Genomic DNA, 19130 nt, shown 5'->3' with positions numbered 1-19130 from the left:
TCATCGCCCCTGTCGTCCCGGTGCCTGCCAGCCTGACAGGACCGCGGCCTGGTGACGTGAGTCGAACTGCTGCTCGATGAGGCTACGGGCGGCCCGGGCCAGCCGACGGGTGTCGGTGGCTCCGGAGGCGATGTCACGCAGCGCACGGGCCAGTTCCTTGGGCACGCCCGGGGGCAGGAGCACGCCCGTCTCGCCGTCGCGCACCACCTCGGGCAGACCCGACACGGCGGTGGCCACCACGGGGGTCCCGCAGGCCATGGACTCCAGCACGACCGTGGGAAGGCCGTCGAGGTTGCCGTCGGGCGCCTCGACGCAGGGGGCGGCGAAGACGTCGGAGCGGGCCAGTAGGGTGCGTACCTCCTGCTGGGTCATGGGCCCCAGCAGGCGCACGTGCTCCGTCAGCTCCAGCGAGCGGATCTGCTCACGCAGTGCCTGGTACTCATCGCCCTCACCGGCGATGTCCACGTGCACCGGCACGCCATCGTCGACGAGGATCCGCGTCGCCCGGACGAGGTCGGCGAAGCCCTTCTTGACGACGAGCCTGCCCACCGCGCACACCCGCAGCGGCGTGGTCGGGGGCTCGGGGTCGCGGTAGGGGAAGCGGTCGAGCTCGAGGGCGTTGTGGCGCAGGCTGATGCGTGCCCGGCTTCCCGCGAGAAGCCGGTTGAGGAACTCCTCGTTGTACCTGCTGATGGCGATGACCCGGTCGGCGTCGACGCAGATGCGCCGCAGCCATGTCGGGTCCACCGACTCGTGGAAGATGTCCTTGGCGTGGGTGGTGACGGTGTAGGGCACGTCTGTGAGCGAGGAGGCGATCCACGCCATCCGCCCCGCCAGGGAGGCGAAGTGGGCGTGCAGGTGCTCGATGCCGTCGGCCCGCACCTGACGGGCCAGCTCCAGGCCCTGGGCGACCTCGTCCCCGGGCAGGGTGAGTAGCGCCGGAAGGATCTGCGCGAAGCGGTCGAGGTCGTCACCGTCGAGGCACTGGGCCATCTGCTCCCACATCTCGATGCCCTTCCAAGGGCGACTGATCCACCTCACGCGTGCCTGCACGCGTGCGATCTCGGGGTGGAAGCGGCTGTCGGTGGTGGGACGCAGGGCGTAGACGGACAGGTCGTCGCCCAGTGCCTCGCGCGCCAGCATTTCGGTGACGATGAAGGTCTCAGAGAAGCGGGGGTAGACCTTGAGGACGTAGCCGATGCGGGTCATGCTGCCCGCCCCTCCTCAACGTCCTCGGCGAGCAGCTCGTGCGCCAGCAGCGGCACGGTGGACAGGCCGGCAAGATCGATGCGCTCACGGTTGACGGTCCGGCCGACAGCCGAGGCCGCCCACTGTCCCAGTGCCGCAGGGGTCATCTCCGAGAAGCGCAGCACCTCAACGGCGCCGCAGCGCTCCAGGGAGCGCGCCCGGATGAGCTGCTCGAGGCGGGGCGTCTCTCGGGGCACGATGAGGGAGGGGACCGAGGTCGACAGGATCTCGCACACGGTGTTGTAGCCGCCCATGGAGATGACGGCCGCAGCCTCGTTGACGTGATGGCTCAGCCCCGGCCAGGTCCTCAGGACCCGGGTGCGCGGCCCGGCGACCCGGGCGACCTGCGCGACGTCCGGTTCACTGAGCTGGGGCCCGCAGACGACGATGTGCTGGTGCCCCGCGGGCGGCTCCATGGCGGCGGACTGCAGGAGCAGCGGCAGCGCGTCCGAGCCCCCGCCGGCCGTGGTGAGCACGAAGAGGCCGGGCACCTGCACGGAACTGGTGCCCGAGAAATCGACGGCGCGCTTGCCGAGCGACAGGTAACCGGTGAAGCGCATCCGGTCGGCCAGGACCATCGGGCCCTCCCCGGTGCTCGTGAGGTCGTGCACGGTGGGGTCGCCGTAGACCCACACCTGGTCGACGAGCTCGCGCAGCTGCTGGCTCGGGCCGAGGTTGGCCCACTCGCGCTCCATGGTGGCCGGGTGGTCCAGGACCTCGCGCAGCCCCAGGACCACACGGGTGTCGGGGTGGTGGCGCCGGAGCGCCCGCAGCGGCTCCAGCAGCTCCTGGCGCACGCCGTAGGGGTGGCGGTCGATGATGAACAGGTCGGGGGCGAAGGAGATCAGGGCCGCCTCGATCACCTGGGAGCGCAGGTGGCGCAGCTGGGCACGCGTCGAGTTCAGGCGCCGGGGCTGGTAGCCGTCGGGTGACTTGACGATGCCGGGAAGCACGAGCCAGTCGAAGCCGTCGGGCACCTCGAAGCCCTCGCCGGGCGTCAGCCCCGCGACGAGCAGGCCGGTGACCGGAGCCTGGGCGAGCTCGGGGAGGTGCTGGGACAGGTGGTGGGCCAGGGCGAGGTTGCGACGCAGGTGGCCCAGTCCCTGTGCGTCGTGGCTGTAGAGCATCACTCTGATGGGCGCGGCGCTCATGGTGCCTCCTGGTGATCGACCGGGTTGGTGGCGGGTGGACCCCACAGGGGGGCCTGTTCAGACGATCCCGAGATCGGTCAAGGTCACGATGAGGTCAGAATGAGAGAGCTCTTAAGGTGTGCCTCCTGGACTCCTGAGACAGGAGAAACCGCGGAATGAGGCCGCGTCGGGTGAGGTACGGCACAGGGCCGGGCACCATACGGATCGTGGTGCCCGGCCCTGAGCGCTGCGGTGCCGACGGCGTTGCGGCGGGCTGCTGTGCCGACGGCGTTGTGGGGGCACCGCGGTGGCGCGACGTGCCCGGATGGGTCAGTCGACGTCGACCCAGGCCGAGCCCATGGGCTCGAGCGTCAGCTGCCACTCGCGCCCGTCACCCAGGACCGTCGTCGTCACGGCCTCGTAGGCGTTGTTGGTCACGAGCATCTTGCGCCGGCCCGGGTACCAGGCGACCTCTGTGGCCGGGTGGGTGGTGAACCACCTGCTCAGCAGGTCCTCGCGCCCGGCCGCCCAGTACAGGGCGCGCTGCAGGGTGCGCGAGTTGGTGAAGGAGTACGGCAGGCCGGAGAAGTAGACCGCTCGACCCGCGCCGAACTCGTTGGCGGCGATCTTGACTGTGCCGTCGTCGTAGGAGAGCACCTGCGTGCGCTCGCTGACCGTGTAGACGTCACCGCCCGCGCCCTCGCCGTCATCAAAGGCGGAGGCCCGCTTAAGGTCCGCCGTGATGACGTGGCCCTCGACCAGGGTGGGGTAGCGGTCCGTGTTGAGGGTGAGCTGGCGCTCGCGGTCGACACCCAGGACATCCGAGAGCTGGATGAAGGAGCCGCCCTTGTCGTAGGCGGCGGGCTCGCCCACACCGATGAGGCCGTGCCCGGCGGCGACCCACTCGCGCAGGATCTCGGCCAGGCGTCCGTCGGCCCAGGCCTCGCCCCCGGAGTAGGAGGTGCCGGCGGCACCGGCGTTGATGAGGACGCCGACCTCCTCGGGCACGCCCTGCTCACGCACCTCGTCGAAGGACAGGAAGCGGACTTTGAACGGCAGGCCGGCCAGCGCCTCGATGACGCCGACGTAGGAGTAGGCGGCCTTGTACCACAGGGCGTGGGCGACCATGTGTGTCTGCCAGGAGCGCAGGGGTCCCCAGGCGTTGAGGATGCCGACGGCGAAGGGGGCGTTCTCAGGCAGCTCGCCGCCGGACTGCTCGTGGATGTCGCGGAACTCCTGGCAGATGTCGGTAATGCGGTCAATGAACTCCGGGAACTCCAGGGCCAGGGAGACGTAGCCGCCGTAGCCCATGCGGTCCAGGGGTTTGCGCACGATGGCGCGGCGGGAGGTGAGCCAGGAGTCGTTGGCCTGGCCGACCGGGTCTGCGCCGTCGTGGTTGAAGACATCCGGGAAGAAGTAGGGCAGGAAGCGGACCTCGGAGTAGCGCACGCCCGGGATCTCGGCGATGAGGCGGGTCGTGGCCGCCGAGCCGGCCGAGCCGACGACGGCGTCGAGCCCGATGGAGGGGAAGTGCTCGCCGAAGGGCTCGGTGCCGATCCAGTTGTCGCCCAGGAACATCATGGCCTCACGGCCGGCCTCGTGGGCGATGTCCACCAGCCGCTTCGCCTTGTCGGCGACGAAGCGGGACTGGAAGCTGATCCAGTCGCGGAAGCGCGGGCTCGGCACGCGGAAGGGGTTGTTGTAGTAGCCGGCGTCGATGAAGTCCTCGGCGCGCAGCGCGTAGCCGTACTCGGCCTCGAAGGCGTCGATGGCCTCGGGAGACACGGAGGCGGAGTAGCCGAACCAGTCGACGAACTTCTCCTCGCCGTGCGTGTTGAAGGCGATGGTGAAGTGGTAGAAGAACGTTGTGAAGCGCACGACGTCGACCTCCGGGTGGGCCTCGAGCCACTCGCGCAGGGCCTGCTGGGCGTACTCCCACACGCCGTTCTTGCGCACGTCGTAGGGGCGCTCCTTGACCCGGGTGGGGTCCGTCTCGCCCCAGCCGTTGGTGATGTAGTTGTACATCTGGGTCGTGTCCCACACCTGGTCGGCCAGGAAGCCGACCGTGTACTCGTGCCACGGGGTCGGCTCGGCGATGGTGAGCACGCCGGTGGACTCGTCCACGCTCCAGCCGCTGGGTGCCACGACCTCGCCACTGGTGCGGTCGATGACCTCCCAGAAGCGCTCGACGCGCTCGTAGCAGGGCACGAACTGCTCGCGGAAATAGCCGTCGAGGACGTCGATGGTGAGCGGGCCCTGGCCCATGGCGGTCACGCGCGCGCTCATGAGGTACTGGTTGACGAGGGTGTCGGGGTGGGCGAGGGCCCAGTCCTGGTCCCCACGGGCCGGGAAGTAGGTCGAGTAGACCCTGTCGACGAGCTCGGAGGCGATCTCGGGCAGCCAGGTGCCGTCCGAGTTGCGCACGGCATCGGCACCGAGGGCGGTGACGAGCTCGCGGATCTGGTCGTCGATGCCCTCCTGGATGGGCATGGTGACGCGGCCAGTGGTACGGGGGGAGTGGGTCTTGTGGGGCATGGGCGTCGTGCTCCTTCTGGCGGTACGTGTCCGTGGTGGTGGGGGTCGGCTTGGGGCCGGGGCCGCGTGCGGGGACCGGGTGTTCAGCGGCGGTGCTGAAGGCGAGAGGCGACGTGTGGTGTGGGCGCGGACAGCATAGGTCGGACATCTGCTCCCCGCGGAACCGGGCGCGTCGCGGTAGGCGTTGCGTTACAAGGCTGCTGCGGCTGTCATGGCAGGATGGTGCTACCGCGTGTCCTGTGCGGTAGTAGCAAGAGTAGTAAGGACGAGCCGTGGTGAGCGGCAGGGAGGGGACGGTAGTACATGCATGACGGTTCCCGTCCGCTGCGCATCGGCATCATGGGTGGCACCTTCGACCCCATCCACCACGGGCACCTCGTGGCCGCCTCTGAGGTGCAGAACGTCTTCGGCCTCGACGAGGTCATCTTCGTGCCCACCTGGGCCCAGCCCTTCAAGAAGAGCGGCAAGGTCTCGGCTGCTGAGCACCGCTACCTCATGACGGTGATCGCCACGGCCTCCAACAACCGCTTCACGGTCTCGCGCGTGGACATCGAGCGCGGCGGGACCACCTACACGATCGACACCCTGCACGACATTGCCGCCGAGTACCCGGGCGCAGAGCTGTACTTCATCACCGGCGCGGACGCCCTGGCGCAGATCCTCACCTGGAAGGACAACGAGGAGATCCTCGGTATGGCCCGCCTGGTGGGCGTCACCCGCCCCGGCCACATCCTGACTGACTCGGGGCTGCCGGAGGACCGCGTGGACTTCCTCGAGGTCCCCGCCATGGCGATCTCCTCGACCGATTGCCGTGAGCGTGTGTCCCGCGGGGCACCCGTGTGGTACCTGGTGCCCGACGGCGTCGTGCAGTACATCCGTAAATATGGCCTCTACCGGCCGCACCGGCAGTCCGAGGTGACGTCGATGACGGCCCACGTCGTGCGCGAGCAGACCGCACGCTCGGCACACGAGGAAGGAGAACGACGGTGAGCGATTCCACCGACGTCAACCATGAGCAGTCCGCTGCCCCGCGCCGCTCCCGACGCGAGCAGCGTCAGGCTGAGCGCGCCGCCGAACGCGAGGCCTACCTCACCGGGCAGCAGCCGCTGCTCACTCGCCGTGAGATGCGTCGTCTGCGTGAAGAGGCAGAGGCGCTGCGGGCGGCCATCACCGCCGGAGAGATCACAGAGGAGCAGGCCCAGGCCCTGCAGGACCCGACGCTGGCGGGGGAGAGCATGGCGGTCCTCGCCGGTGTCCCCGCCGTCTCTGGGCCCGCCGGGCCCGTCGTCATCTCCGACCTGACCGACGAGTCGGCCGACGACGAGCTCGATGATGACGACGCGCCGCTGCTGGGTGCGGGCAGGGCATCCGTGGAGCAGCAGGGTGCTGAGAAGTACTCCTCGGAGGAGATGACGGCGATCGCCGCCGTTGAGACCGGTGTCATGGGGGCGTTTGACCTGGCCGACCTCTCCCTGAACGCAGGCGGCACCGGGGCCGCCTCGTGGGATGGCGGCTCTGAGGACGCCGGTACTGAGAAGGCCGAGGAGACCAGGCCTGCGGTACCCGAGCGCCGTTCCCTCTTCGGCGCTGTCGCGCAGGACACCGCTTCACGCTCGCAGGCCCCGGCGCAGTCCGAGGACGTGGACGGGCAGGACGACGTCGGACAGGCGCCGACGTCGGGACTGCCCGCTGCCGCGGAGGACCTCCTTGAGGACGTCAAGCCCGTTGAGGACGCCGATGTGACAAGTGGCGAGGACCCCGACGACGGTGCCTACGACAGTGCCGAGGACGAGGAAGAGGGCCCGGCCCCTGAGCCCCCCTCGACGGCCGCCCGGCGCCCCATCGTACGTATCCCGGCGGCAGTGCAGGGGGTGCGCACCGTCGACCTCGACACCGGTGAGCTCAGTTCCGTCCAGCCCGTCGACGACGCCTTCGTCGGCATTGAGAACCCCCAGTGGAAGGCGCTGCGCGACATGGCCCCCGCCGTCGGCACTGACCCCGAGGATGTTCCCGTCTCTGCCGCCACATCCGATCAGGCCGTGGAGGCGCCGTCGGAGGAGACCGCGGAGCCCACGGTCTCGCCCGAGTCAGCTGAGGAGGCCGATGAGGAGTTCGAGGACTTTGAGCAGATCGTTGCCCCGGTGGAGGAGCCGGAGAAGCGGGGGAAGGGCCGTGCGCTGCTCATCGCCCTCGTGGTCCTTGTCATCGTCCTCGTGCTGGCGACGATCGTGTGGTTCGTCTGGGTGCGCCAAGGCAACGTGTTCTCCGCGCAGACGCTTCTCGACTCGCTCGGGCTTCTCATCATCTGACCGCCGAGGAGACACACACGTGACCGCCACCCCCGAGGCCCTGGCCCTCACACTGACCGCCGCCCGCGCGGCTGCGGAGAAGAAGGCCGACGACATCATCGCCATCGACGTCTCCGAGCGTCTGGCTCTCACCGACGTCTTCCTCATCACCTCCGGTGCCACGGACCGGCAGGTGCGCGCCATCGTCGACGCCATCGATGAGGCGATGCTCAAGGCCGGCTCCAAGCGCCGGATGCGTGAGGGCTTCGAGGAGGCCCACTGGGTCCTGCTCGATTACGGCGACATCATGGTCCACGTCCAGCAGACCGAGGACCGCGAGTTCTACGCCCTGGAGCGCCTGTGGAAGGACTGCCCGCTTATCGAGCTGCCGGCTCTCCTCGCCGAGGTCGCGGCTGGGAACGCGGACGACTGACGGCAGTGCTGCATGACCGACCTCGTCCTGTGGCGCCACGGCCAGACTGACTACAACGCCGCCCTGCGTCTCCAGGGGCAGGTGGACGTCCCCCTCAACGAGGAAGGGCGCGCGCAGGCTCAGGCCGCCGCCCCCGGTCTGGCTGCGCTGCACCCGGCCCTGCTGGCCGCCTCGCCTCTTGGGCGCGCCCAGGAGACCGCCGAGGCGCTGGCCGGGCTCACCGGGCTGGAGGTCGTGACGGTCGGCGACCTCGCGGAGCGCTCCTTCGGCGTCTGGGAGGGGCTGCGCAGAGCTGAGATCAAGGCCGGCTGGCCTGAGCAGTACGGGCGCTGGCGGGCCGGTCAGGACCCTGAGGGTGTCGACGTCGAGCCCCGGGCCCGGGTCGCCGAGCGTGTTGGCAAGGCCCTGGAAGGGTTGGTTGAGCAGGCGGGGGAGAGGGACGTTGTCGTCGCTGTCGCCCACGGTGCGGCCATCACTCTGGGGGCCTCCTGGCTGCTGGGGCTGGACCCCTCGACGTGGTTCGGGCTGCGGGGTGTGGAGAACTGCCACCACGCCGTGCTGCGGCGCTCCAACCGCGCGCCGGGCTGGATGCTGGTGGGCTGGAACCTGCCGGGGACGCTGCCCGGGCCGACGGAGGTGCCCGGGGCGGGGGCAATCCGGGGGTGAGGTACGGCACTCGCGGCGGATTTGCCCGGGTGGCGGGCGAGTCAATATAGTAGTCCGCGTCGCCCGCAAGGGACGACGCCCGTACTCGGGGCTATGGCGCAGTTGGTAGCGCGCTTCCATGGCATGGAAGAGGTCGGGGGTTCGAATCCCCCTAGCTCCACTCCAAGGGGAAGTGTCGAGCGCTCGCTTTCGAGCGTAGGTTCGCACTTCCCCTGCTCTGTTTCCGCTGGTGAGGGCCTCTTCGAGGCTGATACGACAGTTTGTGTTGGTGTGGGGTTATTCGTTGCTCGCACATCGAAGGCGAATACAGGGGGTTCCCTTATGCGCTGGTTGTTCGGAATGGCGGGGAGAGCCGTCCTTCCCTGAAGATGGTGCGGAAAAGCGGGTTCATGATTTTGCGCAATTAAAGAGCCTGTTTCGTGATGAGCCGCGACACATGAGGGTGTGGGAGTAATGAATGCACGAATTCTCGGGGACGTTGTGTCTCGTGTTCGTCAAGTCGTGAATGGCATCGTATTCTCTAAGCGAGAGATATTCTCCTCGCCTTTCGCCAATGTCTCGGTGAACGCACATTCCGCGTTGATTCCCCTCCTGCGTTCCCACGTGTACTATCGTGATGCACCATCAACGGCAGCAGGCACCTGGTCCGTGAGCGCCGTGGAGAGCAACCACTACTGGGAGTCCGCCGTTCGGCAGCTAGACCCCCTCTGGGTGCCTGTTTTGGATTATGGCGCGAACGGTTACATTGAGGACGTGAACCAGCACACCAGGCTAGTTATGATCCAAAGCACGAGGACGGTGATAGTCCGGGATCTGGCGGAGAGGAGGGTCTACATCGTCGGTAAGGACGTGCGGGGCCTGTTCGTCGAGTTGTATCGGGTCATTCGGGGGATTCACACGGCTGCGGCGATTGAGAGTGGTTCGCTGCCGTTTCATGCGTCGGCGGTGGTTCGGGATGGGCGTGCGATCTGTTTCGTGGGCAGGAAGGGAGCCGGAAAATCAACAGCACTGCTAGCCGCCGCCACCGGTCATCTCGACGGCCTGAGCATACTAACTAATGACAAGGCCCTTCTCCACGCTGGTGAAGGTTTGTCGGTGCTGGCATGGCCGAGCGTCATCAACGCCGGAGCTGAAAGCCTTTTGGCCCTGGGTGCCGAGCGCGTTATATGTCCTGATTTTCATCATCGGTACGGTGGTATGGCATACCTGCTTCTCGATCTTCCGCTGATCGAGGCAGTGTCGCCGCTCCCCGGTGCTTCGGTCCCTGCGAAGATAAGGCTGCTTCCTGAAGAGATGCGCCGTGCACTGGGCACATCGTTCACCACTGAGGGGCGCGTCGTTGCAATCATCGAGAGTGAACTCATGCTCGATGAACCTCGCAGCCGCCTGGAACTCGTCACGAATGATGACGAGAAGGCGAACCTCATCCATCGGAATACATTGACCGACTGGAGTAATCATCCTGATTGGCTCGGCCTTCTCACCCCGCCACGTGAACATGCAAGAGACACATCTACTTGCCTCGAAAATATACCACACGACGTTGTTGCGGCAAAGCTTCGAGTGGGCTCCGACGGAATAGACGTGACGAGGGGATTGGTTGCCGCTTTCACTTCCGCCGAGAGCCCTGTCGAGTTGGGCGCAACTATTTCTGCGGGTCCCCTTCCCACCTACCACTTCGGCGTCTATGCGCGCATAGTGCAGGACGATGCTCTGCTGTGTGTAAGGAAGGCACGCGGACCCTATACCGGACAACTCGACCTCCCCGGCGGTCGACCTGAGTTCGCTGAGAGCTGGTACAGCGCTCTCCGGCGCGAGCTGGCCGAGGAGGTCGCTACCGATTCCGTTGTCATCGGTGGTTTTTCCCGATTCTCACTTCACGTCGACTCTAGTGCCGCAGGTGAGACTATAGACTTTCACCACCATGGAGCGGTTGCCGATGTGTACCTGCGAGATGCACTCCCCGACACCGCGACGTTGTCCTCGGACACAAACGGATGGGAATGGTTCGACCTCCGATACGGCGACTGGTCACGCCTTAGCCCCCTTGCCCGATCGGTTCTTGACAAGTGAGTAGATGCGTTTGTACGTGCACTCCGTCAACCCTGAGCTTTCGCGCTGATCCCCGATCGGAGACCTCAGATCTCATCGTGAAGCGTCCTGGGTTTGGTTCCGGGGTCAGGGCGCGACGGGGCTGGGTGACGGCCAAACTCCCAGCCAGCACGGCGCACCGCGTGGCGCACCCCGTGCACGCAAGCAGCTGTGCGTGTGGACCCGCCGCGGCCCGGCTGCGAGGACCTGACCTGGCAGTGCCCGTGCTGATGGCGCGCGGGTCCTGGCAGCCCGCCACCCACAGGGGGGTGATGAGGCCCCCTCCGTCGCGCCCAGCGGGCGGCAGAGCGGCCCGGGCCCCAAGAGACGATCACGGTGAGTGGTCGATGAACCGGGTCATCTCCTCGTGGGGCGGCCTGGCTCCGCCGCGAACAACACCGGTGCCCCTGCGCACGACCTCACCCACGCGCCACAGCCCGAGGTCCTCGTAGCCCAGCCGGCGGATCTGTTCAGACCTGACTTTTGACACTTGGTGTGGGGCTGGGTGGTTTTGGTTGGGTTTTCGTTGATTTTGTGCGGCTGCAGGGGGCGGGTTGGGTCACTAAGGAGGCTGGTTATGATGGGGTTTGTGAGCCCGTTCATCCGTCAAGTGCGTACCGCCTCGGGGGCCACGGCCGTGCAGATCGCGGTCAAGGAAGGCCGACGTAACAAGGTTGTTGAGCACATCGGTTCTGCTCATACCCCTGGCGAGCTTGCTGCCTTGGTCCAGGTCGCGCAAGAAAAGCTCCATCCCGGCCAGCTCCAGCTGGACCTGGACCTCCCGTCGGGGTCGGCAGGCTCCAGGCCGGGTGTGCATGGGGACTACCAGCAGACGGCCATTGGCGCAGCGCACCTGGTTTCCCACCGCAGCGGCTTGTTGTGGCAAGTCCTTTGCGATGCTTGGCAGGATCTTGGCTTTGACCAAGCGGTGGACGATGAGGCCTTCAAGCAGATTGTCCTGGCCCGGCTGATCGAACCCACTAGCAAGAGCGCTATAGCAGCGATGTTGACCAGCTTGGGGCTGGAGTCCTTTGACTCACGCACCCACTTTCGTGCCCTGACCCGTTGCGTGGAGCGTGATTACCGCTCTGCTCTGGCTCGTGCGGCCTTGGAGCATTGCCTGGCCTGTGGGGATGTGTCCTTGGTGTTGTACGACGTGACTACCTTGTACTTCGAAGCAGAGAAAGAAGACGCGCTGCGCAAGGTCGGCTACTCCAAAGAACGCCGCGTGGATCCCCAGATCCTGGTCGGCCTGCTAGCAGACCGTAACGGTTTCCCGTTGGAGGTCTCCTGCTGGGAAGGCAACAAAGCCGAGACCCACACCCTCATCCCTACCATCGAGGCCTTCAAGCAACGCGCCGGGGCGGAGCACCTAGTAGTCGTAGCTGATGCCGGGATGCTCTCCAGCGCTAACTTGCAGGCGCTTGACCAAGCCGGCTACGGCTTCATTGTCGGGGCCAGACAGACCAAGGCACCCCTGGACCTCCAAGCGCACTTCTTCTGGCACGGGGACTGCTTCACCGACGGGCAGACCATTGACACAATCACCCCACGCCACGGTGGTAAACAAGAACGCAATCAGCACCTCAAGGACGAACCGGTCTGGCACCCACAGACACACCCGGGCTCGTGGCGGGCGATCTGGGTCTACTCGCGTAAACGCGCCGCCAGGGACAGCAAGACCCTTACCCTCCAGGAAAACCGGGCCAGAGCCATCGTTGCCGGGGAAAAAGCCATGCGCTCAGCCAGGTTTGTCACCACCAGCTCCTCAGGAAGAGGCCTGGATGAAAAGGCCCTGGCCAGAGCGCGGCGTCTAGAAGGGCTAAAGGGCTATGTCACCAACATCCCCGCCCGCACTATGAGCGCCAGCGAGATCGTGGCCGACTACCACAATCTGTGGAAGGTGGAACAGTCCTTCCGCATGTCCAAACACGACCTACGCGCCCGCCCGGTCTTCCACCACACCCGCCAAGCCATCGAGGCCCACCTGACCGTGGTCACCGCCGCCCTAGCCGTAGCCCGCCACCTCCAGGCCGCGACCGGTGTCTCCATCAAGAAGATCGTGCAAGCCCTACGACCCGTCATCGACGTCACCATCAACATCAACGGACACGAGCTCACAGCCACCAGCCAACCCCAAGGCCAAGCCGCCAACATCCTGGCCAGCCTCACCAACAAAACGGGTCACTAACAGTGTCAAAAGTCAGGCGCCACAGCCCGAGGTCCTCGTAGCCCAGCCGGCGGATCTGTTCAGACTCCTCGGTGCTCACACCAAGGGGGCCTCGCCTTGAACTCGAGGGTGTACTTCTGGGGCATGTTCCGATTCTCCTTGAGGAAGTAGGTCGGAACGAAACCCAGGACGCTTCAGTTGCGAGTCCCACTCAACCAGCAAGTCCCCATTTTGCTCACACGCCCGGATCGCAGTCCTTCAACCAACCTCTCCGGTCAGTACATCTAGTGTCCTGGGTTGTTAATTTCTGGGCGGTTGGCTTTGGTGAGAATCTGTTCGGCGGTTTTGGTCCAGGTGAATGGGTGGGCGCGTTTGTTCCAGCCGGTGATGTAGGCGCGGAGCTTGTTGTTCAGGTCCTGCACGGACTTGAAGACGCCGCGGCGTATGGCCTGGCGCTCGATCAGGGAGAACCAGACCTCCACGAGGTTCATCCAGGAGGCGTGGGTGGGGGTGTGGTGGACGTGTATGTGGGGGTGGTGCTCCAGCCAGGCGCGCACGTCCTTGTGCTTGTGGGTGGCGTAGTTGTCCATGACCAGGTGCAGCTGGACGCGTTCCCCGGTGTCCGGGTCGATGGCGTCCTTGTAGGCCCTGTCCACCTGTCGCAGGAAGGCGAGGAACTCCTCGTGGCGGTGGCGGGGCCTGGTGGCGGCGGTGACCTTGCCGGTGGCGATCTCCAGCGCCGCGAACAGGGTGGTGGTGCCGTGCCGGACGTAGTCGCTGCTGCGGCGCTCGATCAGCCCGGGCTGCATGGGCAGGACCGGCATGGTGCGGTCCAGTGCCTGGATCTGGGACTTCTCGTCCACGCAAAGCACGATCGCGTTATCGGGCACGTCGGGGTTGGTGCCCAAGTACAGGCCGCAGATGTCGGTGACCTTGCCGACCAGCTCGGGGTCGGTGGAGAAGCGGAACGACTGCTCCCGCCAGGGCTTGATCCCGTAAGCCCTCCAGGCCCTGGCCACCGTCGCCGCCGACACGCCCAGCCGGGCAGCCAGCAGCCGGGTGGACCAGTGCGTGACCCCCAACGACCTCGGCGGCGGGGTCAGCGTAGCGGTCACGATCGCGGTGCGATCGACCTTGCGGGGCCGACCCGGACGATCAGCGTCCTCCAGGCCTTCCATGCCCAGGCGCTGGTAGCGGCCGCGCCACGCGATCACGGTGGTACGCGAGGCGCCCACCCTCCGTGCGATCTCAGTATTGGACAGCCCATCCGCAGCAAGAAGCACGATCCGCGCCCGCCGCACCAGCCCCGCCCGCGCGCTGCGCGAACGCACCAGTGCCTCCAGCTCGCCACGATCACCCTCACGCAACAACAGACCAGGAGCAGGACGATTAGCCACACCCCATGATCCCACCCAACCAACCGTTCAAGAACTAACGACACACGACACTAGATCAGGTTCCCCCACACGCCGGGCTCGCTGGGAGCAAGGACGGATCCCAGGCCAGCGCTCTCAAATGCCGCCCGTGTGTGCGCAGGGCCTTGGGTGAAGTGCGCCCACTGCGTCTGGTGCACCACGACGACGCGCTGGGCCGACAGCAGTCGCGCCGCCGTCGCTGCCTGGTCAGCCGTCATGGACAAGGGGCGGCCCGCGAACTTGGCGGGAACGCTCGCACGGCCCGCATGGAGCACCGCGTAGTCCATCGGGCCGAAGCGCTCGGCCACCGCTCTCACCATATCCAGCGAGGTGGTGTCACCGCTGAGGAACATCTGTGTCGCGTGCGTCTGGAGCACGAAGCCGATGACCTCACAGTTGACGAAGCCCCGTGAATCTCGTTCACCGTCCGCCGGACCGTGAACAGCCTCGACGGCGTGGATCGTGAGCTCACCGAGGGTGAGGCTCTCTCCCGCGGCCAGGCCCCGCGCCGCACCGCCCATCCGCCGCGCCGCGTGATGCGTCGAGATGACCACCCCAGCCTCTAGCGCCACCTGACGTCCTCGGTGATCAAGGTTGTCCTTGTGGTCATCATGGCTTATCAGCGCGATATCGAGATGCCCCAGTGCCTCGGGGTCCACCGCGGGCCCCTCGGTCTTGCGCAGCATCCCGTAGTCGGTCGGAGGGTCGAAGGTGGGGTCAGAGATGAGGCGAAGCCCGCCGAGGTCAAAGACGACCGTCGGTCCCCCAACGACGACGTAACGACCGTCCCGCACTGCCGGCCCGGATCCATTCATACGATGGCCTTCCCCGCCTCGCTCACAGCGCGGCAGCGAGCCTGGCGACGGCGTCTGCCGCGCTCTCGTCGCGGGCGCCACGCCAGCCGGTGCCCGCCCACAGCGAGATCCGCTGCATGTCACCCGCCCTGGCAGCCGCCGCGCGCAGGGGCAGCGTCAGGCGGTTGACCGCCGGGTAGGCGCTGGGAGCGTGAGGATGCCGCTGAGCGAACCCGTTGCGCAAGGAGCGTGCCGGCCGCCCGCTGAACGCTCGTGTCACGATCGTGCGCGTGAAGGCCGGGTCCACCAGGGCACGGCGATACGTCTCAGGGGTCCCCGCCTCGTCGGCGCGCAGCAGCAGCGTGCCGACGGCGACCATCTGGGCTCCGGCAGCCAGAATCGCCCGGACATCCTCGCCGCCGCCGACTCCACCGGTTCCGATGACGGGCAACGCGGTCGCCCCGCGCACCTCCTGAACCACATCGGCCGTGGCCTGGCCACCGATCGTCCGAGAAGGGTCGAAGGTGGCGCTGTGACCACCAGCCCGCGGCCCCTGGACCACCAGCCCATCCGCTCCGGCCTCGGCAGCGGCTGCGGCCTCCCGCGCCGTCGTCACGGTCACCAGCACTGTGGTGCCGGCCGCGCGCAGGCGACGGACGACGTCGTCCTCCGGAAGTCCGAAGGTGAAGGAGACCACCGGCACCGGGTCGCTCACCAGCAGGTCGAGCTTGGCCTGCCAGCCATCGTCGTCATGGCCGGGCTGGACGCTCAGGTCCAGGCCGTAGGCCTGCGCCTCCGGGGCCAGCTCGCGCGCATAGGCCTGGAGCGCGGCACCGTCGACCGGCGCGCGCGAGGGCACGAAGAGGTTGACGCCGAAGTCGGCCCCCAGCCGACGGGCCTGACTGATCTGCTCAGCCAGCGCCTCGACGGGCCTATAGCCGCCTGCCAGGAAGGGGAAGGCGCCTGCGCCGGCAACCGCACCGGCGAGCGCCACGGTGGAGGGGCCTCCTGCCATCGGCGCGGCAGCGAGGGGGAGCGACGAGGCCAGCAGCGGGGTGGACGCCATTGGTGTCTCCTAGAAACGATGGGCAGGATCCGCCTGTCAGGGTAGAAAAGTGTCGCGTCCGAGGGGAAGTGCCTGCCGGGCATGCTCTATGCTCCAGCGGCATGGACGTGGAGATACGGCACCTGCGCGCCTTCATCGCTGTGGCCCAGGCGGGCTCCCTCACCCATGCGAGCCGGGAGCTGCACCTGACCCAGCCGGCCCTGAGCCGCACGATCCAGCAGCTCGAGCACGCCGTGGGCGTGAGGCTTCTCGACCGCTCCCGGAACGGCGTCGAGACCACGCAGGCAGGCGCGGCGTTCCTGGAGCGCGCCTGCCGGATCGTCTCTGATCTTGATGCCGCGCTCGCCCAGGCGCGCCAGACGCGCGCGGTCCGCATCGGCTTCACATGGGCGCTGCCCTATCCCTGGATTGAGCACGTCATCACCGCCTTCGAGTCCGAGACCGGGGCGCACGCGCACCTGTCCCGCCAGGACGATCCACTGCGGGCCCTGCGCCGCGGGCACGTCGACCTCGCGCTCATCCGGCACGAGGCGGATCTGGGAGCGTTTAACTCCTTCGATATCCTGACCGAGCCACGCATGGCCGTTGTCAGCCGGCGTTCCCCGTTGGCGGGGCGAGAGAGCCTGACATGGGCGGAGCTGGCTGAGCACCCGGTCGTCATCAACACCGGCAACGGAAGCACCCGCCAGGCGCAATGGCCCGAGGGCGGCCAGCCCGCGCGTACCGTCGAGTGCGCCAGCTACGACGAGTGGATCGCCTTGGTGGCCGCTGGTCAGGGCGTGGGGAGCATTGGCCGGTCGGCGGCGCGGGTCAGCGCGCATCCCGGACTGGCCTTCATCCCGCTTCAGGACGGTCCGAGCGCCACGCTGCGGCTAGTCCTCCCTCGCTCGCCCCTGCCACCGCTCGCGCGCACCCTGGTTGAGATCATCACCGGCCTGGCCGACGAACGCGCGCCCGGCTAACGGAACATAAGCCCCGGCTCGCGCGCAAAAGCGCACACCGAAAGGGTTATTCGTGGGGGTGTCGGGGCGACACGCGGGGTCGTGGGTAGGTAGTGGGACGGCCTGCTCGTGAGGCAATCCAGGTGTTGAAGTCCGAACACCTCAAGAAGCAGGCGGTCACCATGAATTGTTGCGCCCTGCTGAGAACGCTGAGAACTGGCCTTTTACGCTGAGACCTGAGCGGAGACCTCAAGCCTCAGCGTGAAAGCTCAGGGCTCAACGGGTGCGGAGGGCGGGACATCATCGTCCGTGTGGATGCACAGCGCCGTGAAGAACTCGCGGTAGAGCGCATCCCGGGCCACGGGCTCGCCGTGGGTGCCGGTGTCGCGCACCGGTACCGCAGCAGTCTCGTCTGGCATGACGTCAACCTATCGGCGCCTGCGCGGCGCACCGGCCTCGTACCGCCGCACGCAAAGCCTGGAGGGTTGTAGCCTCGCGCTGTCGGCGCCACCCGCCGGCTCTGAACCCCATCCCAGGAGGAACCATGGCCACGATCGGATGCGGCATCGACATCGGCGGCTCCGGCGTCAAGGGTGCCCTCGTCGACCTCGACACCGGCGAGTTCATCGGCGAGCGCATCCGCATCGCGACTCCGCAGCCCTCCACCCCCGAGGCCGTCGCCGAGGTCTGCCGCCAGATCATCGATGGCCTCCAGGTGCCCGAGGGCGTCGCCGTCGGCATCTCCTTCCCCGCACCCATCGTCCACGGGGTCATCCCCTTCATCGCCAACCTCGACCAGTCCTGGGTCGGCGTCGACATCGACACTCTCATGTCCGAGCACCTGGGCCGACCGGTCCACACCCTCAACGACGCCGACGCGGCGGGCCTGGGCGAGGTCGTCTACGGCGCCGCCAAGGGCGTGGCCGGCACCGTCATCCTCACGACGCTCGGCACGGGCATCGGCTCGGCGCTCGTCGTCGACGGCGTGCTCGTGCCCAACACCGAGCTTGGCCACCTCGAGATCGACGGTCACGACGCCGAGACGCGCGCCTCCTCCGCCCAGAAGACACAGCGTGACCTGTCGTGGAAGAAGTGGGCCAAGCGCCTGCAGCGCTACTACTCCCACGTGGAGATGCTCTTCAGCCCGGACCTGTTCGTCGTCGGCGGCGGCGTGTCGAAGAACCACGAGAAGTTCCTGCCGCTGCTCGACCTCACAGCCCCCATCGTCCCCGCCGCGCTGCTCAACACCGCGGGCATCGTCGGCGCCGCCCACGAGGCCGCCCGCCGCGCCTGAGCACCCGGGCCACCCCCGCCGTCGGCAACATTCCGCCGACGGCGACGACCCGCTTTCGGCAACCACCCGCCGTCGGCAACACACAGCCGACGGCGGGTGGGCCCGTCAGCTCAGCGCCGCGGCAACCGCCAGCGCCAGGGAGTCCTGGAAACGGGTCTCGCGCTCGGCGGCGCTCATGTCCTCGGAGTGATCGAGCAGGTGGTCGGAGATGGTGAGCACCGCCAGCGCCTGCCGACCGAACTCCGCGGCCACGCCGTACAGGGCCGCCGCCTCCATCTCCACGCACAGCGTGCCGTAGCCCGCCAGGGCCTGGGTCTGCCCCTCGGGCGTGAAGTAGAAGTGGTCGCGCGACAGGATCGTGCCCGCGTGCAGGCGCTCACCCAGGCCCGCGTCCACGCCCGCCTCGTAGGCCGCCAGCGCCAGGCGGAAGTCCGCGACGGCGGAGAAGTTGACCCCGGGCACGCGCAACTGGTTCATGGCTGAGTCCGTGTGAGCACCGGTGGCGATGACGACGTCGCCCACCTTGACCTCGGGGCTGATGCCCCCGGCGGTGCCCACACGGATGATGCGCTCGACGCCGAACTGGCTGAAGAGCTCGGTGGCGTAGATGGTGAAGGAGGGCTGACCCATGCCCGAGCCCATGACGGACAGCGGCTTGCCCTCGTAGGTGCCGGTGAAGCCGAGCATGCCGCGCACGTCGGTCACGAGCCGCGCGTCGGTCAGGACCGCCTCGGCGATGCGCTGGGCCCGTCGAGGGTCGCCGGGCATGAGGACGGCGGGGGCGAAGTCTCCAGGTTCGGCGGCGATGTGCGCGGTGGCCATGGCTCTCCTTGAAATCGTGTGGGTGCGGCTGCCCGCTGTGGGGCCCCGTGGGGTCCGGGCGGCAGGGCTGGGGCGCCCTGGGCGCCGGGCCGACGGCGGACGGCCGTCCCAGTGTGGCACAGCCAGCAGGTTCCAAGATGCGGGACAAGATGTTTCCGATGAGCGGACGCGCGTAGCGTGCGAGCATTCCCGGACCGCGCCCGCTCCCCGAAGGGACGGTCCGACGCCGCCCGTCAT

The 19130-nt window shown here is 67.5% G+C and carries 16 protein-coding genes and 1 tRNA gene; 9 read left to right on the top strand and 8 right to left on the bottom strand.

Going from position 1 to position 19130, the window contains the following annotated elements; genetic code table 11:
- The 3 genes from ID810_RS07665 to gnpA all read right to left on the bottom strand — a co-directional run bounded on the left by ID810_RS07665 (position 1) and on the right by gnpA (position 4913).
- Complete coding sequence (locus tag ID810_RS07665; protein ID WP_166858560.1) at positions 1 to 1209, bottom strand: glycosyltransferase family 4 protein; 1209 nt, start codon at positions 1207 to 1209, stop codon at positions 1 to 3.
- On the bottom strand, positions 1206 to 2399 hold the full coding sequence (locus ID810_RS07660) for a glycosyltransferase family protein (RefSeq protein WP_166858558.1): 1194 nt from the start codon (positions 2397 to 2399) through the stop codon (positions 1206 to 1208). The genes ID810_RS07665 and ID810_RS07660 overlap by 4 nt, the downstream gene beginning before the upstream one ends.
- Before the next feature lie 309 nt (positions 2400 to 2708).
- Positions 2709 to 4913, bottom strand: a complete 2205-nt coding sequence (gene gnpA, locus ID810_RS07655; RefSeq protein ID WP_166858556.1) for a 1,3-beta-galactosyl-N-acetylhexosamine phosphorylase — start codon at positions 4911 to 4913, stop codon at positions 2709 to 2711.
- A 303-nt stretch (positions 4914 to 5216) separates the two neighbouring features.
- On the opposite strand from gnpA, the gene nadD reads away from it, so the two are divergent.
- From nadD to ID810_RS07620, 7 genes are all read left to right on the top strand, one after another.
- A complete protein-coding gene (nadD, locus tag ID810_RS07650; protein WP_166858554.1) occupies positions 5217 to 5903 on the top strand; it encodes a nicotinate-nucleotide adenylyltransferase in 687 nt (228 codons plus the stop codon).
- Positions 5900 to 7222 (top strand): hypothetical protein, encoded by a 1323-nt coding sequence (locus ID810_RS07645; RefSeq protein ID WP_166858552.1) that lies wholly within the window; start codon positions 5900 to 5902, stop codon positions 7220 to 7222. The genes nadD and ID810_RS07645 overlap by 4 nt, the downstream gene beginning before the upstream one ends.
- A gap of 19 nt (positions 7223 to 7241) precedes the next feature.
- Entirely contained in the window at positions 7242 to 7634 is a 393-nt protein-coding gene (gene rsfS, locus ID810_RS07640; protein ID WP_166858550.1) for a ribosome silencing factor, read from the top strand.
- A gap of 12 nt (positions 7635 to 7646) precedes the next feature.
- On the top strand, positions 7647 to 8300 hold the full coding sequence (locus tag ID810_RS07635; protein ID WP_166858548.1) for a histidine phosphatase family protein: 654 nt from the start codon (positions 7647 to 7649) through the stop codon (positions 8298 to 8300).
- Positions 8301 to 8387: 87 nt separating this feature from the next.
- Positions 8388 to 8460, top strand: a tRNA-Ala gene (locus ID810_RS07630).
- Between the two features lie 488 nt (positions 8461 to 8948).
- A complete protein-coding gene (locus ID810_RS07625; RefSeq protein WP_166858546.1) occupies positions 8949 to 10373 on the top strand; it encodes an NUDIX hydrolase in 1425 nt (474 codons plus the stop codon).
- A 607-nt stretch (positions 10374 to 10980) separates the two neighbouring features.
- Positions 10981 to 12582 carry an IS1634 family transposase gene (locus ID810_RS07620; protein ID WP_166858839.1) on the top strand — a complete coding sequence of 534 codons (1602 nt, stop codon included), beginning with the start codon at positions 10981 to 10983 and terminating at the stop codon, positions 12580 to 12582.
- Positions 12583 to 12845: 263 nt separating this feature from the next.
- Here the strand turns inward: ID810_RS07620 and ID810_RS07615 are convergent, their stop codons facing one another.
- From ID810_RS07615 to ID810_RS07605, 3 genes are read right to left on the bottom strand one after another with little or no spacing between them, the layout of a single operon-like run.
- Positions 12846 to 13958: an IS630 family transposase gene (locus ID810_RS07615; protein WP_195858777.1), complete on the bottom strand. Its 1113-nt coding sequence runs from the start codon at positions 13956 to 13958 to the stop codon at positions 12846 to 12848.
- A 50-nt stretch (positions 13959 to 14008) separates the two neighbouring features.
- Positions 14009 to 14791, bottom strand: coding sequence for an MBL fold metallo-hydrolase (locus tag ID810_RS07610; RefSeq protein ID WP_166854752.1), 783 nt, complete (start codon positions 14789 to 14791; stop codon positions 14009 to 14011).
- Positions 14792 to 14813: 22 nt separating this feature from the next.
- The gene (locus tag ID810_RS07605) at positions 14814 to 15836 is read right to left on the bottom strand and encodes a nitronate monooxygenase (protein WP_196781487.1); all 1023 of its coding nucleotides are present in this window, start codon (positions 15834 to 15836) and stop codon (positions 14814 to 14816) included.
- 101 nt (positions 15837 to 15937) lie between these two features.
- Here ID810_RS07605 and ID810_RS07600 point away from each other — a divergent pair, with 101 nt between their 5' ends.
- The gene (locus ID810_RS07600; protein WP_166854753.1) at positions 15938 to 16798 is read left to right on the top strand and encodes a LysR family transcriptional regulator; all 861 of its coding nucleotides are present in this window, start codon (positions 15938 to 15940) and stop codon (positions 16796 to 16798) included.
- A 248-nt stretch (positions 16799 to 17046) separates the two neighbouring features.
- Here the strand turns inward: ID810_RS07600 and ID810_RS07595 are convergent, their stop codons facing one another.
- A complete protein-coding gene (locus tag ID810_RS07595) occupies positions 17047 to 17196 on the bottom strand; it encodes a hypothetical protein (RefSeq protein WP_166854754.1) in 150 nt (49 codons plus the stop codon).
- Between the two features lie 125 nt (positions 17197 to 17321).
- On the opposite strand from ID810_RS07595, the gene ppgK reads away from it, so the two are divergent.
- Entirely contained in the window at positions 17322 to 18071 is a 750-nt protein-coding gene (gene ppgK, locus ID810_RS07590; RefSeq protein ID WP_166854755.1) for a polyphosphate--glucose phosphotransferase, read from the top strand.
- A 105-nt stretch (positions 18072 to 18176) separates the two neighbouring features.
- On the opposite strand, the gene deoD is transcribed toward ppgK, so the two are convergent.
- Complete coding sequence (gene deoD / locus ID810_RS07585; protein ID WP_166854756.1) at positions 18177 to 18893, bottom strand: purine-nucleoside phosphorylase; 717 nt, start codon at positions 18891 to 18893, stop codon at positions 18177 to 18179.
- Between the last annotated feature and the right edge of the window lie 237 nt (positions 18894 to 19130).

The organism is Actinomyces respiraculi (genome assembly GCF_014595995.2).
In the GTDB taxonomy this organism is placed as follows: domain Bacteria; phylum Actinomycetota; class Actinomycetes; order Actinomycetales; family Actinomycetaceae; genus Actinomyces; species Actinomyces respiraculi.
Note: the sequence above shows the minus strand (reverse complement) of the source record. Positions and strands in the feature narration are given on the sequence as shown.